The organism is Pseudacidobacterium ailaaui (genome assembly GCF_000688455.1).
Lineage (GTDB): Bacteria > Acidobacteriota > Terriglobia > Terriglobales > Acidobacteriaceae > Pseudacidobacterium > Pseudacidobacterium ailaaui.
The window spans coordinates 1,981,229-1,996,511 of the sequence record NZ_JIAL01000001.1 but is presented as its reverse complement, the minus strand read 5'-3'; the positions used below and the strand labels follow the sequence as shown (position 1 = coordinate 1,996,511).

The following is a 15,283-nucleotide window of genomic DNA, read 5'->3' as shown; positions in this document are numbered from 1 at the left end:
TTATCTTGAATCAATTTTTGTAAATGAGTCTGCGCGGTCAGACCGTCCATCTGATTTCCTGTTTTCTGCGTTGATCTCCAACAGACCTTCTGGCAATTTCATCTCAATGGACTTGCCTTCGATGTCCACGTTGCGCAAATAGGCTTTTGCGAATGGAACCAGCAGCTCTTCGTCGCTCCTCGACGGCATTGAGGACAACGATCTCTCAGGCTTCAGGACCAGCAATGGCGCATCCGTAGTTTCACGGTCCACAGCCACAATCTTGCCGATGCTCCGGCCCTCGTGCCAAACCTCACAACCAATCAGATCAGAAATGTAGTAAGAACCCTCTTCCAGAGGAGCGCGCTGCTCAAAGGAAATCGCCACGTCGAGGCCGCGCAACGCCTCAGCGTCAGAGATGGATTCAATTCCCGAAAACTTCAGGACCACCCGCCCCTTATGAAGCCAAAACGCTGTCAACATCACCTGACGCACCGCTTCATTCTTCGCGTTCACCAGCGTCAGCGTCTGCCGCTCACCAAAGCGCTCCGGAAAGTCCGTATGCACATCGGCAAGGACCTCGCCACGCCGCCCCTGGGGACGGACAATGTGTGCGACTACAATCCATGATGGACGGTGGTCCATGACTCTGAAAGGGGAAATCAGAGAGAACTACTCGGCCTGGCTGCCATTCTGAGAACGATCTCCAGGACCAGCCTGCTGCTTGTGCTCTTCAAGGATGTCCAGCGTGTAGCGGTGGTGGTGCTTCATACTGACAGCACCAAGGATCGTACGCATCGAACGGGCCGTGCGTCCCTGCTTCCCAATCACCTTTCCAACATCGGAAGGAGCAACACGGAGCTTCAACACCGTGCCTTCTTCCTTTTCCACAGCCTCAACAACAACCGCACCCGGGTCGTCCACCAGAGCCTTCGCGATCTCTGTGACCAATTCCTGCATATTGTCTGGTTTTTGTGCCTGCGTCATTCCTTGCCCCCGCTTAGTGCATGTTTTTCAATGTCTTAAGCTGGCTCATAGTAACAGTTTGCGGCGGGGGAGGATAGCGCTTTCTGGTGCATCCTTTTAGGTATTACTTTAGTAAGTTACCTTTAGGCTGCGGCGGTCTTCAAAAGCTTCTCAACGGTTTCTGAGAGCTGTGCGCCTTTGCTGGTCCAGTAATCAATCCGCTCGCGTTTCAGGTCCACGGTTGCAGGGTTGGTCCGTGGGTTGTAGGTCCCCACGACTTCCACCGAACGCCCATTACGGGCACGGTCCTTCTCAATCACGACTACACGATAATAGGGCTGCTTGCGAGCGCCAAATCGCGCTAAACGAATCATCAGCACGGGTACAATTTCCTTTCAATCCTGTTCTGCTTTTTGGGGAAATGCCTTAAAGGAACGCCAATGCGCGTTCTGGATAGAATTCCCAAGAATCTAGTATATCTTAATCCGTCCCCGGACAGGCAGCGACTTCTTGCGTGGAGGCAGGGAGGGCGTCCGCCTTAGACAAGGCGCAGACCAGAAAAGACGCCACTCCCCCGGCTTTAAGTTTTAAGAAGATACGGCGGCGCTCTCCTCGCCGATCGTCTCTTCCTCGCAGCCTTCCGGTCTCCGCCTCTGACGTTTCATCTTGCTAAGCAGCGTGCTGAGCAGGACATACAAAACCGGAATGAAGATCAGATTCAGAAAGGTTGAGACGACCATGCCACCCACGATGACGGTTCCCACCGAATTTCTTCCTTTGGCGCCTGCACCGGTCGCAAAGTAAAGAGGAAGTACCCCGAGAATGAACGCAATGGAAGTCATCAGAATGGGCCGCAGTCGCAGTTCTGCCGCCTCAATCGCCGCATCCATAATGGAGCGTCCGTGCTCGCGCAACTGCTCGGCAAACTCCACGATCAGGATGGCGTTCTTGGCCGCAAGTCCCACCAGCATCAGAAGTCCAATCTGCACATAGACATCGTTCGGGAACCCGCGGAAAGAAATCAGGCCCAGAGCGCCGAGCACGGCCATTGGCACGGAGAGCATGATGATGAAAGGCAGCGCGAAGCTTTCATACTGCGCCGCCAGTGTGAGATATACGACGATGATCCCCAGCCCGAAGATAATGATGGCTTTGCCCTGGGATTCGACTTCTTCGAGTGCCAGACCGCTCCAGGAATACGTCATGCCCTGCAGTTTGTTTTGCTCAAACAGCTCCTGCATGGCTTTCAGTCCCTGGCTGGAACTGTAGCCGGGGGCCGCAGAACCATCAATCTCCGCCGAGCGGAACATGTTGAAGTGATAAATCACCTGCGGGCCAGAAGTCTGCGAAATACGGACGATGTTATCCAGAGGCACCATACTGCCGTTGCTTGCTCGCACATAAAACTGCCGCAAATCGCTCGGCTTCATGCGGAACGGCTGGTCGGCCTGAATATAGACGCGATAGGACCGGTTATTGAAGTCAAAGTCATTGATGTACTCCGACCCCATATAAACGTTCAGCGCATTGGTGACCTCGCTGATTGGTACACCGATGGCCTTGGCCTTTTCACGATCAATTTGCAGCAAAAGCTGCGGATCGTTTGCGGTATAGCTGGTAAACAGGCCGGTCAGGTCTTTGCGCTGGCGGCTTGCAGCCACAATCTTATGGGCAACCATGTCCAGGTCCTGGAGGGTGTTGCGTCCGGTGTCCTGTAGCTGAAACTCAAACCCGCCGAAGCTGCCAATGCCCTGCACTGCAGGAGGCTCAAAGACCGCGATAATGCCACCGGGGACCCCGAAAAGTTTCGGCGAAAGTCTTTGCGCCACTGCTGAGGCACTGTGCGAACTCCCGCGGCGCTCATCAATCGGCTTGAGGGGGACAAAAATTAGCCCATAGTTGGGTGCACTTCCGCCCGACAAGCTGAAGCCGGGCACGGCAAAGGTTCCGAATACGTCTGGGTCCTGCAAAATCACCTGCTCTGCGCGATGTGAAAGCTCCGTTGTATAGTTCAGCGAGGCCCCCGGAGGCGTCTGCACCACGCAAATCAGATAATTCTGGTCTTCCTGCGGAATGAACCCGGTCGGGACCGTTCGATACATGTAGACCGTGGCCGCAATGCCCGCAAAGAAGAGCAGAAGCACAATGTAGCGCAGCTTCAGCGTTACGTGAATGACCCGGGCATACGTCCGGCCCAACCACAGGATGAACCCTTCCACTCCGCGCACAAAGGCCGCATAGCCATTTGCAAGAAAACGAACGCGGGTCCAGTCCAGCATTTTGTACTTTTCCTCTTCGCCCCGTAAAAACAGCGCGGCCAGGGCCGGGGAAAGTGTCAGCGCGTTGAAGGCTGAAATCGCGATGGAAAATGCAATCGTCATCGCGAACTGCTTATAAAGAATGCCTGTGGTGCCGGGGAAGAACGATACCGGAACAAAGACCGAAATCAGCACCAGCGAGGTGGCAATCACAGCGCTGGTGACCTCGGCCATGGCCTCGGAGGTGGCCTTGTGCGGATCGCAATGCTCCAGGGAGATGTGCCGCTGTACGTTTTCGATCACGACGATGGCATCATCGACCACCAGGCCGGTTGCCAGAATGATGCCAAACATGGTGAGAGAGTTGATCGAAAAGCCGAAGGCCTTGATAAAGGCGAAGGTCCCTACCAGAGAGACAGGGATGGTAATGGCAGGGATGACCGTGGCTCGCCAGTCCAGAAGGAAGAGGAAGATCACGGCGATCACGATGACAATCGCCTCTTCCAGTGTCGAGATGACCTCCTTGATCGAATCGCCGATGACCGTCGTCGTATCAAAGGCGATGACGTATTTCATTCCCGGAGGGAAGGACTTGGCCAGCTCTGCCAGGGCGGCCTTGGCTGCCTTGTCCACATCGAGCGCATTCGCATCGGAGAGCTGCTGTACACCGATACCGATGGCCTGGTGTCCGCTATATTCCAGATTGCTGTCATAGGTCTCCGCTCCCAGCTCGGCATGGCCGACATCTTTCAGCTGGACCAGTCCATTCGGTGTGCTCTTCAGAATGATCTGCTCAAATTCCTTAGGATCACTGAGCCGTCCGACGACGCGCAGCGTAATCTGGAAGTCCTGGTCCTTGGGAGCAGGCGGACGTCCTAATTGGCCTGAGGGTATTTCAATGTTCTGCTCCTGGATGGCATTGATGACATCGGTGGCCGTGAGCCCGCGTGCTGCCAGCTTGGAGGGGTCCAGCCAGATGCGCATTGCATATTTGCGCTCACCGAAAATCACCACGTCGCCCACGCCCTTGATGCGCTTCAGCGGATCTTTGACGTAAACATCCAGATAGTTCGAAATGTATTGATTCGAAAGGCTCCCATCGGGGGAATAAAAACCGGCGGCAAACACAAAGTTAGGATTTGCCTTGGTAATGGTGATGCCAGTATTTTTAATTTCCTGAGGCAAACGCCCCTGCGCAGTGTTTACGCGGTTCTGGACGTCCACCGCAGCGATGTTCAGATCGTAGCCGGTGTTAAACGTAACGTTGATACTGCTGGTGCCGTCATTGGAGCTGGTCGAGGTCATATAGTGCATCCCCTCGACGCCATTGATCTGCTGCTCCAGTGGAATCGTAACGGCCGACTCCACGACCTGCGCATTGGCACCTACATAGTTGCTCGTTACCGTCACCTGGGGCGGAGCCAGCTGTGGATACAAGGAAATCGGTAACGTCGGAATGACAGCAGCGCCGGCCAGAATAATCAGCAGCGCGCAAACGGTCGCAAATACCGGACGATGAATAAAAAAATCTACCACGCGAAAACCCTCGCAAACCCCACTTGAAACCAGTCATGCTGGGCGGACGTCGTGCCCGGGGCCGTGACGCACGATATCCATCATTTCTCCGTGCTTCAGCCTTGCAGCCGCCTCACGATACCAGGAAGAAACCGGACCGCTTATCCCAAGGGTTGGACCGGCGCCCCATCCACCAGGAACTGCGTTCCTGAGATGATGACCTTGTCCCCCTGGTTCAGGCCGCCCTCTACGGCATAGCTGTTGCCGACAGTGTCGCCAAGTTTTACGGCACGCTGCCTGGCGAAATATTTTCCGCCCTGGTCGGCAACCACATAGACAAAGGCCTGGCCGCCGATGCGAGTCACCGCAAGCACCGGCACGACCGGAGCAGGCGCAGTCGACCAGATGACCCGGGCCTTGACCAGCTGCTCGGTACGCAACTGTGGGGAATGCACGGGCGCCTTTGCCAGGATTCCCTGAAGCTGGTCATCGACCTGCGGCGAGACAAAGTCAATGGCAGTGCGCTCAATTTCTCTTCCGCTGTTGTCGGCAATCACTACAGGCAGCCCTGTGTGTACCTCATGCGCACGTTCCGTGGGAATGTAGATATACGCTTCCAGATCGCGGTTTTCATCGACGGTAGTGAGGAGCGTGGAGGATGAAACGTAATCACCCACGTGGACCGGAATGTCTCCCACGACCCCATCAAAGGGCGCGCGGATGGTATAGAAACCCAGTTCCTTCTCCCCGGCCTGACGCGAATTGACCGCCGCCTCATAATCGGCCTTGGAATTGCGGTATGCCTGCTCTGCCTGGTCCAGCGCGTCCCGGCTGGTCACGCCTTCCTGAAAAAGCTTGCGCTGGCGTTCCACCTCCACCTGGTTGTACTGGTAAACAGCAAGCTTCTGCTGTTCGGTGGCCTTCAGCGACTGTACCGTGGCCTCCTGCTGCACAGGATCAATCACCATCATCACCTGCCCGGTCTTCACGTGGTCGCCAGAACGCACGCTGATGCTGACCAGGTTCCCGGAAACACGCGGATTGATGGTCGCGGAACGACGCGATTTGATGGTGGAAACATATTCATCCATACGCGGCACCGGCTGGAGCGTGACCACTTCCGTCTGCACGGGAAGGGCCTGCGGACCTCCGCCTTGTGCTGCCGCACTGGCGGACTGGGCAGGCTTGCCGCATGCAGTCAGAAGGGAAGCCATAAATAATGTTGCAAGAACGATTGTGCTTTTACTTTCCACGACGGGCCTCAAACCTTATCCTCGAATGAAAATTTACATCGGCAGGGTTACTCAAATATAACTCCGCACGACATCCGTACATCACTTATGTAGTAACGAAAAACCTGTAACCTCTGCTGGCTGCCAGGCGCTTTGGCCTGATTTGGTTCTTTGATGAGTGCTCATTCTTCGGGGCTTCAAAGTTTTTCGTACCCGTTGGATACGACTTTTTTGGAAAAAAGTTTCGTAAGTGATTGATTTTTTATGGACCATCGCAATCCAAGGCTCGCTATTGCAGAATAGAAGACAGCTTCCGGACAGGGCCCGGTTTGTCCCAGCCGCCCGGAATGAATTCCATGCCACAGCTCTTACCTGCGGATTACACAGTACGAAGCAAGCCGATGAGGCTTCTCTGCATGGCAACCGGTTTTTTGCTTGTCGGGCTTCCCCTGCCCGCGTATCAGGCTGCGGACCTGCAACAGCTTCTCCGCACAGAAGAAATGGCGAAAAACTCAGGAGACCCGACCAAGGTAGGGGTTGCAGCCCAGAGGCTTACCGACGAGGCCCTCCGCGAGATGCAGGAGGTCCATTCTGCTCTGAAAGACCCTCACCTCACGCCTACACAGCACAAGCAGCTTGGCACCAGAGAACAACAGCTCCGCGAAGTAATCAGTACTGGATTCAATGATTGGGGCACGGCCGAGGCCCGCCAGCAACGGTACCAAGAGGCACTCCAGCACTTTGAAGAAGCAGAAACATGGGACCCGGCAGTCCCTGGACTGCTACGGAACCTGGGCGTTGCTGCCTTTCGCCTTGAAAATTACTCGAAGGCCATGAGCGCGCTGACTCAGGTCACGAAGACCGACCCCGGCGACCAGACGGCCCGCCTCATGCTGGCCATGTCTTTGTTTTCTTTGGAAAAATTCTCAGATGCAGCCTCACAGTTCTCTCTCATTCCTGACCTGACGCTGCAGGACACACGGACTGCATATGCGTGGGCCTTTTCTCTGGCCCGGACCGGCCAGCAGTCCCGCGCCAGCCAGATTGCCGATACGCTTTCGGCCCGCGATCTGGAGCCCGGTATCCGCTTTCTGGTCTGCCAGCTCTACACAACAGCAGAGAACTATGCCCAGGCCGTCCCTTGTTTCCGCAGAATTTCAGCTGAAAACCCTGCCATGCCCCGCGTCCACTATGAAACAGGAGCAACGCTCATTCGGCTGGGCCACCCCTCCGATGCGATTCCGGAATTGCGGGAAGAGTTAAAAATCAACCCGAACGACCCAGACACCGAATACGACCTGGCTTATGCGCTTCTTGAAACTGCCCAACGCGACGAAGCACTTACCTTGCTCGAAAAAGTAGTGGCCCAAAAACCAGACTACTTTCAGGCCCAATATGAACTCGGCAAGACCCTGCTTGAAAACAATCGCGTTCCTGAAGCAATCGAGCATCTGGAAGCTGCTGAAAAGCTCGATCCTTCGGCTGACTATATTCATTACCAATTGCAGTCCGCCTATCGGCGCTCTGGCCGCACAGATGATGCCAACCGTGAGCTGGCCATCTATAAGCAAATCAAAGCCAGCCAGCGTAATTCGGGGCCGGCGCATGAAACCTCTGGCCCCTGAGCACCGCAGCGAGGACCGCGGACCATGGGAATGAAATCACGGGCTATTTCAGGTCCTGGACCGCTCCGGAAGCAGCGAGCACTTTGCCTCCCTTCTTGCTTAACAACACTAATCCGCCACGTTGCGCCGCCAATGTGAATTTCAACCGCCCTCCGCTCACCGTGTCCTGAATGTCGACGCTCTGGTCTTCCAGGGATTCGTTGGAAAAACTATAGAGGACGGCATCTTCCAACACGGTAGGAAAGGCCAGCACTCCGGGCGAAAGCGTTCCGCGGAAGGAAGGTGGAATTTCGGCCTGCTTCAATGCGTATGCATAGAGTGCGGCCGTCGGCTGATACCCTTCGCCCATCTCCACCGGATCTGAGGCCCAAAGAATTTGTCCCCGGCCATGGGAAATGATCTGCACCGAGTGCCCATCGGCAAAGCGCAGCACCTCCACCGGCGATTGCTGCACGCGGCCTGGATAAGACACGATGAGGGGCGACTGCCCCGGCAATTGCAATTCAGACTGGCGCACGGAAAGCGGCACGAGATCTGCCTTTAAGCCCAGAGCACCGAGCCGGTCCACCTTTTGCCAGTGTTCATTCCTTAAGACCGGACCGGAGACCAGAAGCATACCACCTTTGCTGACATAATCCAGCAATTGCTGCCACGCAGCATCGGCAAGCACCTGCGATGCCGGCAGGATGACCAGCTTCGGCTGTCCAAGTTCCGCCAGACGGCCCTCCGGAAGCATCCGTGCCGGGGTATGGTTGTAATAACAGAGAGCGCGCAGGGCATGGGTCTGTACGGAGAGCGCCAATTCATCCTGCCCGCTATACTGCAATGCCTGTGAGGTCACAATGGTCACCGCTGGAGGCTCAATACGCGTAAAACTTTGCGGACTTTTTGCAACGAACGCAGCATAATCTTCCAGTACACGCGCCTCGGGTTTTTCCGTCCCATCCGGACGTATGGCACCAATCGGGATCTCATTGTCATTGGCCATGTAGGCGTTCACGTTCCATACCCATTCGAGTGCTCCCGCGCCCTGGGCAAAGGCCGTGGCAATCTTGCGCTCCAGTTGCCAGCCCTCAATCTGGGCGCTGAAGCGCAAGTGGTCCCGCTGCGTCAGACGGCGCTGCTCGCCTGTCTCCTGAATCAGCATCGGCTTGCCAGGAAACTTTGCCGCCAAGGATGCCCACAGAATCGCATCGAAGTCCCACCAGGTGTGGTCGGACGTGAAGTCAATCAGCGATGAGTAGAAAGCCGGAGAAAGCCGGCCAGCAACGCCATTCTCTTCCTGCCCGACTGTGATTAACTGCTGGGATCCGCTCTCACGAATGGTTTTTCTGATCCGCTTGACCCAGTCCGCAAACACATCCTGGGTAAACAGAGAGTAGTCGTAGACCTTCAGCGGATTATAGCCCGAACGTACCGGGTCAAAGCTCCAGGCTCCGGCCTTCGGCAGCGCCAGCGGGTCCTGCGCGGCAACCTCAGGAGAAGCGGTCGTCGGCTGCAACTGCAAGTCGCGTCCTATGCCCAGCGCGGGCTCGGCCCAATCATCCAGCAACACTGCCTGGTCGGGATAACGCTTCGCCAGCCACTCACGCCATGCCTTTTGTTCAAAAACATCGCCCTGCGGAAGCTCGCGCCACAAGTTCCCGTTCGCGCTCGGCTCGTTGATCAAGTCCCAGGCCAAAAACGGGACGGCATGAAAACGGTCGGCCAGCGATCGCACGAAGACCTCCTGCGCGTGGAGTCCGACAGGGTCCAGATACCCATTCTGGCCGCCAAAATTTCCCGGATAAAAGGAGAAAAGATTGAACTGCACCGGAAGATGATTGTGGCGTGCGCACATCAAAAACGCCTCAATCGTCCGCAGTGCCGCTTCGCTTACTTCTCCATTGGAATTCAGCAGCGGCTCCCAGGCGGTCCACAGACCAGTGCGAATCATGTTCAGGCCATCGCCGTGGATCTGGGCCATATCGCGGTCCCAGACATACGCATTCGGCTTGATGAGATACATGCGTTGCACATCGCTGGACATGTAGGTTGTGCCCACGACAGGCAAAGGTCTGCCATCGAGCGTGAAGTAATCGGGGCCCACACCCAGCTTCGGACCCGAAAGCAGATAATTCCAGTCGCGCATCCAGAACCCGCTGTGATAGGTGCGCAATGGCGTGCCATTGCGCAGCAGCGTCGCTTCGATCACATGCAGTCCAGTGCCTGAAGCCGCATCCGGGGGCAAAACAATGGGATGCGAAGCTTCGGCAGGCACGATCACCATGACAGGTTTGCCGCCTTCCTCCGCTGTGACTTTAATCTGTAGCTGGTCACCAGCCGAGGGCCCGTCGTATTGCAATTCCAAGGCTTCTCCAGGCAAAAACAATGGCAGCCTCGGACGCAACGTGAAGCGGTCATTCTGACGCGTGGCAAGCTTGGCCAGGATTTGCAGGTCCTGTGTCCCGGTAAAGAAGGAAGCATCCGGATCACAGGCCACAAAGATCCAGCGTCCGCCAGCAAACCGGTAACGGTTGTGGTCGACTTCAAAGACCGGGGCCGCCAGTTTGTGGCCGTCTTTTACCCCCCAGGCGAGTGTCGTAATCTCGGCATCATTGTCCCCTGTCGTCCCACCATCGCTGTATTTGTTGATGACGGAAAGCCGGACCACAGGACTAAAGGCGTGCTTCCACGCAAAGGCTGTGATTTCAGGCTGGACATCATGATTTGCCTCAAAGTGCAGTCCCTCCGATCCGGGCGTCTCCTGATAATCGTGAATCAAGAGTTCCAGCGAGGCCGCAACACTCGGTGCCCGGAGCTTCCATCCTGTAGCGGTGGAATATGCTGCTTGCGTAAACGGCTTTCCTCCCAGCACTAGCAGATTTCCGCCGCGGTCCAGATATCGCAGAATTGCAGGCCACGCGGCTTCTGGATAAGCGGACCCATAAGGCAACACAAGAAGGTCCGTCTCAGGATTTTCCAGGGCCTCATCCAGCTGCGCGGCAGATGCAAACTCGGCATGGACGAAAGCAGTGTGCAGCACAGATGCGCTGACCGTCGGCGAGTCCGCCACGGGGAAGCCGTTTTCATAAAAAACCACGGTATGGGACGCCGCTTGGACAGTCAGGGGAAGAATGAAAAAGAACAGAGAGCAGACACAGTTCGCGATACGCAGCTTCATGGGTTTTCGGACCTGATGATAACGCTATCATACCCGGCTCAATCTCTGCCCGTGCCCGACGAGCTGCTGTCGAGAAAGGGAGCTTCAGGGATTGCTCTTTCCTGGTGGAGAAGCCCGGTCCTGCGATGCAACCGTGCTGTCCGCATGGCTCCGCTTGTGAAAATACTTTCGCGAAATATCAGGCCAGAACTCGATCAGCTGCGCGCCGATGGCGCCTTCTGCGGTCACCGTCAGCGCCCTGCCAAAGGTCAGGCCCAGGCCGCGGTCCGATTCCGGATAGTAGGTATTGGCAATGGCCCCGCCGATGATGTTCCCTCCAACATTGGCATAGTTCGGCCCCCAGGTGCCATTGTCCCGGCGGCACCATACCGTCGAAAGCGCTGCGTGCAGAATACGCCGCCCTACCGGACCACTTCCCATGCGAAAATACCTCGGGTCTTCATGGAGCAAAACAGGAAGAATGGCATTTCCCCAGAGGTTTCCGTCGAAACTATCGGCATAAGATGCCCCAAAGCGCTTGAAATACCCTTCTGCCCCCTGTCCGTATTCCGGAAAGTCGTCTTCGGCCTGGCTGATTCCCGCATCCATCCCCGTAATCAGAAATACGAAGGGATCGGTGGAGCTTTTCCAAAAGAGGTGGAACTTCTGCCGGGCGCTCAGCGGTGGGGCCTGCGCATTGTCCATCATGTTGAATTCAGGCATGATACCCAGAATCCGCTGTTTCTCTTCCCGCTTCAGATCATCGGCAGCTTGGTCCTGCTGCGATTTCTGCGCTGGCACCGGGGCTGTTTGCGGAACAACACTCGGAGCATCAGGCAATGGGGAAGCTTTCGAAACGTCCTGTGCTGCCGCCCACGTGAAGCAGCTTCCGAGTATCCAAAGAAAGACCGCTGGCGTAGACCATCGGCGGGAAGAGAAAAAAGACATGCATTTCCAATCTAATAAGGAGCTTCAGATAAAGACGTAGAGCCGGGTACTGTAGTTTCTCATTTCTGCCCACATCCCGACAATTGCAGAGGTTTAGCGGGGGAATCCTCCAGGCGCAGGCAAGGGAGACGCATCATCAGCGGAAGAAGCAGACACCCATGGCTTGCAAATCCTGCAAAATGGCTATAACCTCATCAACCGAAGGTGAAATCAACAGGAAAATGTTTAGAAATGGTAAGGTTTCCATTTCATGAGGTAGCTTTCTGACATTTTCCGGCAGACCGGACCTTCACTACTCATGTAGAAGGAGCAGGACCCTCAATGCAACGGCGTGATTTCATGAAGGGACTGATGGCGGCCTCCGTGGGCGCAAAGGCCATGCTCGCGCAACAGACCAATGCAGTAGCGCCTTCCACTCCACCGCCGAATCCGACCGCGCCGGGGCCCGTACCGTGGATGCGCGGCCTGTCCGAAATTAAGCCTGATGCCATCCGACAGATTGCTCCCGACGCTGTTGCTGGAACCAGTACCCGTTTTTTCACAAACACTCAATTTGCTACGTTGCGACGGCTGAGTGAGGTCCTGATGCCCGCCCGCAAAGGCTATCCCGGCGCCATAGAAGCCGGGGCCCCGGAGTTTCTGGATTTTCTGATTGGCGCATCACCCCGTGAGCAGCAGTCGATCTACCAGTCCGGTCTTGACAGGCTCGACACCGAGTCGCGTCACCGTTTCGGAAAGCCATTTGCTTCCGCTTCGGCCGAGGAGGCAGACCAGTTGATCCGTCCCTGGCTCAGGACCTGGATGACCGACCATCCGCCCAGGGAACCCTATGAGCGGTTTATCAATGTGGCCCATAGTGACATCCGCACGGCCACTATCAACTCCCAGGCATGGGCCGCCGCGGCCAAGGCAATGGGCCAACAGCCTCCCGACCAGGGTGTTTACTGGTATCCCGTGGATCCGGACATGAAACGCGAGGGAGAAAAGGCCTGTCAGAACACCGCTCCCAGGCACCATGCCTGAAGATACGCACACGAAGTACCCGGAAAACCACGAGAGGATGGAATGGCGGAAGAAAAGGTAGATGTGTTGATTATTGGCTCTGGCCACTCGGGTGGGATGGCGGCGAAGGTGCTCACGGAAAAGGGCATCTCCTGCCTGATGCTCAATGCCGGACCGATTCCTGACCCCACCAAAGATACTGAATGGAAGCCCGCCTATGCTCTGCCTTATCGCGGCTTTAAAGAGCCTGGCAAAGTGCCGCATATCTTTCAGGCGAATGAATTTAACGCCAATACCTGGGTCGATGAGCAGGAGGTGCCCTACACCTACAACCCTCAGCATCCTTATAACTGGGTCCGCGTGCGGTTGTTTGGAGGACGCTCGCTCTTCTGGTCGCGGCAGTCTTTCCGCCTGAGCGATTACGAATTCAAAGCGAAGTCCCATGACGGCTATGGCGACGACTGGCCGATCAGCCTGGCGGACGTGGACCCATACTATTCCCGGGTCGAGCAGATCTTTCGCGTAACAGGGGCCAAAGACGGTCTGCCTCAGTATCCTGACGGTAATTTTGTTCCTGACGATTCTCCCTGGACGGAGTGCATGAAGCGTTTCATCGCTGCGGGGAAAAAACTTGGCGTTCCGGTCTGCAAGGGAAGGCGGTCCCTGGGAGTCAACGGACTCGCCAGTTCTGTAAATCTGCTACTGCCAGACGCCTTTGCCACGGGGAAATTAAAAGCCATACCCAACGTTGTGGTGCGTGAGCTAGGAGTAGACAAAAACACCGGCCTGGTCAATGAGGTCCATTTCGTAGAGCGGCATTCACGGAGGGAGATGTCGGTAAAGGCACACGTCGTGGTGCTGGCCGCGGGAACACTGGAGAGCACCCGTCTGCTGTTGAATTCAAAACTGGCCAATTCAAGCGGGGTCCTTGGACATTACCTGATTGATCAGGTATATGGACCGGGAATTGTCTGCTCCGTGCCGGAAGCCCGCGATGGGAAGGCCACTCCGGAAATGATCGGCGGCGCAGCACTGGTCCCGCGCTTCCGGAATCTCGATACAAAGGCCCCAGATTTTCTTCGTGGCTATGCGTTGAACGTTTACAGCAGCCTGGGACCGATGGATCCCCGCAATTTTGCTGCGTATGGAGAAGAGCTGGAGCAAAAGCTGGAGAGTTACCATGGCAGCGGCTTCGCCACCTCCATCATGGGCGAAGTTCTGGCCCGCTATGAGAACCACGTCAGTATCGATCCTCACGTTGTCGATGCCTGGGGCATTCCGGCACTTCATATCGACACAAAATATACCGATAATGAATTCAACATGGCGCGCGATGCCGTGAACACCAGTGTTGCCATGGCCGAGGCCGCAGGTTTTGAAGTCCTGACCAAGAACTATGAGCCCAACCCGCCCGGCTACAGCATTCATGAACTGGGCACCTGCCGTATGGGCGATGATCCGAAAACCAGCGTCCTGAACAAATGGAACCAGAGCCATGACATCAAAAATCTGTTCGTAGTGGACGGCGGATGCTTCGTCAGCGGAGGATGGCAAAACCCTACTCTAACGATCTTGGCCCTGGCCATGCGCGCCTCAGAATATCTGGCCGAACAGATGCGCCAGGGCAATGTGTGAAGCGCGCGCTGGTTGCATTGGTCTCGATGCCCAAGTCCCCGCTTTGGCCCAATGGACTTGCTGCGGCCCCGGACCCAGCGCAAACCACATTTGGAAAGGACACCTCTCGTCGCCCGGTGGAATTGGAAAGGCGGCCACGATCAGCGCAGACCAAAGCCTCGTTCAGGACACGTCAGCTAACTTCTGCCGGCAAGTTGACGCCTCAGGAAAAAAGCCATCAGAGAAAGGAGAGTGATGGCGAAAAAGTAAATCCAAAGGACCCTGGCCTGGAGCAGAATGGCACGATCCGCTGAAGCATACGGGAAAAAGGCCAATGGAGAAAAGATGGTCAGGATCCCTAACTGCATTTTGGTTTGAGCTCGCGGTGACAGCCCCACATTTTCATTGCCAAACTTTCGCAGAGTGTAGTTCAGCACACGGGCCATTCCATAAAACAAAAAGATCATCAGAAGCGCGCTCGCGCCTTTGATCGCACCTGTAACAGGAACCAAAGCTGGAGAATATTTGAACAAGGCCAGGGCCAAAAAGGTAATCAGCCTGCCCGGAAAATGCCGTCTGACAAAATCGGAGGAATGGCAGAACAGGAGAGCAAGCACAAAGAGATTCAGCCCCACCGCCATAACCGCCTTTGTCCAGCCCATCCTCAGGGCTACGCCCCAGACAATCACCGCAGCCAGGACGAGTCGGGGAATTGCGGGCAAATACCAGTTCCCCGAAACCGGACCTGGAGTACGGTCCAGTTCTCCTGCCCGATGACGGTCTTTCAGGTCGTTGAACAGATAACCAATCTCATACAGAGTCAGCCAAAGTAGGAAGAGCAGCAATATGTTGCTCACGTCCTGCAAAGATGTGATGCCAACCACAAGCAGAAGAGGGACAAGGTCCAGCGACAGGTAACCCAATAGTCCGCGATAATTGTTCATTCGTGTTTTGTAGGTATAAAGAAGCGGAACATTCAGATTCATTTGGTTTCGGTCGGTG

At 55.8% G+C, this 15,283-nt stretch carries 11 protein-coding genes; 3 read left to right on the top strand and 8 right to left on the bottom strand.

All coding sequences use genetic code 11. The features are described 5' to 3' along the window. From rimM to N655_RS0108795, 5 genes are all read right to left on the bottom strand, one after another. Window positions 1-624 carry a ribosome maturation factor RimM gene (rimM, locus tag N655_RS18150; protein WP_044934311.1) on the bottom strand — a complete coding sequence of 208 codons (624 nt, stop codon included), beginning with the start codon at window positions 622-624 and terminating at the stop codon, window positions 1-3. Window positions 625-651: 27 nt separating this feature from the next. Next, entirely contained in the window at window positions 652-966 is a 315-nt protein-coding gene (locus N655_RS18145) for a KH domain-containing protein (RefSeq protein ID WP_202900330.1), read from the bottom strand. Between the two features lie 122 nt (window positions 967-1,088). Next, entirely contained in the window at window positions 1,089-1,319 is a 231-nt protein-coding gene (gene rpsP / locus N655_RS0108805) for a 30S ribosomal protein S16 (RefSeq protein ID WP_044935616.1), read from the bottom strand. A 213-nt stretch (window positions 1,320-1,532) separates the two neighbouring features. Further along, the gene (locus N655_RS18140) at window positions 1,533-4,739 is read right to left on the bottom strand and encodes an efflux RND transporter permease subunit (RefSeq protein ID WP_044934307.1); all 3,207 of its coding nucleotides are present in this window, start codon (window positions 4,737-4,739) and stop codon (window positions 1,533-1,535) included. Between the two features lie 140 nt (window positions 4,740-4,879). Next, window positions 4,880-5,932: an efflux RND transporter periplasmic adaptor subunit gene (locus tag N655_RS0108795; protein ID WP_044934304.1), complete on the bottom strand. Its 1,053-nt coding sequence runs from the start codon at window positions 5,930-5,932 to the stop codon at window positions 4,880-4,882. 434 nt (window positions 5,933-6,366) lie between these two features. On the opposite strand from N655_RS0108795, the gene N655_RS18135 reads away from it, so the two are divergent. After that, a complete protein-coding gene (locus N655_RS18135; protein ID WP_049961348.1) occupies window positions 6,367-7,575 on the top strand; it encodes a tetratricopeptide repeat protein in 1,209 nt (402 codons plus the stop codon). A 43-nt stretch (window positions 7,576-7,618) separates the two neighbouring features. On the opposite strand, the gene N655_RS0108785 is transcribed toward N655_RS18135, so the two are convergent. Together N655_RS0108785 and N655_RS18130 are read right to left on the bottom strand one after the other, a co-directional pair. After that, a complete protein-coding gene (locus tag N655_RS0108785; protein ID WP_026442680.1) occupies window positions 7,619-10,738 on the bottom strand; it encodes a glycoside hydrolase 5 family protein in 3,120 nt (1,039 codons plus the stop codon). An 84-nt stretch (window positions 10,739-10,822) separates the two neighbouring features. Then, entirely contained in the window at window positions 10,823-11,518 is a 696-nt protein-coding gene (locus N655_RS18130; protein ID WP_162173530.1) for a hypothetical protein, read from the bottom strand. A 468-nt stretch (window positions 11,519-11,986) separates the two neighbouring features. Between N655_RS18130 and N655_RS19840 the strand changes: the two genes are divergently transcribed. Then, window positions 11,987-12,688 (top strand): gluconate 2-dehydrogenase subunit 3 family protein, encoded by a 702-nt coding sequence (locus tag N655_RS19840; protein ID WP_049961346.1) that lies wholly within the window; start codon window positions 11,987-11,989, stop codon window positions 12,686-12,688. 42 nt (window positions 12,689-12,730) lie between these two features. After that, on the top strand, window positions 12,731-14,302 hold the full coding sequence (locus N655_RS0108760) for a GMC oxidoreductase (protein ID WP_026442679.1): 1,572 nt from the start codon (window positions 12,731-12,733) through the stop codon (window positions 14,300-14,302). Between the two features lie 176 nt (window positions 14,303-14,478). Here the strand turns inward: N655_RS0108760 and N655_RS0108755 are convergent, their stop codons facing one another. Then, complete coding sequence (locus tag N655_RS0108755) at window positions 14,479-15,267, bottom strand: hypothetical protein (RefSeq protein ID WP_026442678.1); 789 nt, start codon at window positions 15,265-15,267, stop codon at window positions 14,479-14,481. Between the last annotated feature and the right edge of the window lie 16 nt (window positions 15,268-15,283).

Excerpts from the sequence above, each read along its gene's own strand:
- rimM (WP_044934311.1), bottom strand. The coding sequence starts at position 624 with ATGGACCACCGTCCATCATGGATTGTAGTCGCACACATTGTCCGTCCC.
- N655_RS19840 (WP_049961346.1), top strand. The coding sequence starts at position 11,987 with ATGCAACGGCGTGATTTCATGAAGGGACTGATGGCGGCCTCCGTGGGC.
- rpsP (WP_044935616.1), bottom strand. The coding sequence starts at position 1,319 with ATGATTCGTTTAGCGCGATTTGGCGCTCGCAAGCAGCCCTATTATCGT.
- N655_RS18145 (WP_202900330.1), bottom strand. The coding sequence starts at position 966 with ATGACGCAGGCACAAAAACCAGACAATATGCAGGAATTGGTCACAGAG.
- N655_RS0108785 (WP_026442680.1), bottom strand. The coding sequence starts at position 10,738 with ATGAAGCTGCGTATCGCGAACTGTGTCTGCTCTCTGTTCTTTTTCATT.
- N655_RS0108760 (WP_026442679.1), top strand. The coding sequence starts at position 12,731 with ATGGCGGAAGAAAAGGTAGATGTGTTGATTATTGGCTCTGGCCACTCG.
- N655_RS0108755 (WP_026442678.1), bottom strand. The coding sequence starts at position 15,267 with ATGAATCTGAATGTTCCGCTTCTTTATACCTACAAAACACGAATGAAC.
- N655_RS18135 (WP_049961348.1), top strand. The coding sequence starts at position 6,367 with ATGGCAACCGGTTTTTTGCTTGTCGGGCTTCCCCTGCCCGCGTATCAG.
- N655_RS0108795 (WP_044934304.1), bottom strand. The coding sequence starts at position 5,932 with ATGGCTTCCCTTCTGACTGCATGCGGCAAGCCTGCCCAGTCCGCCAGT.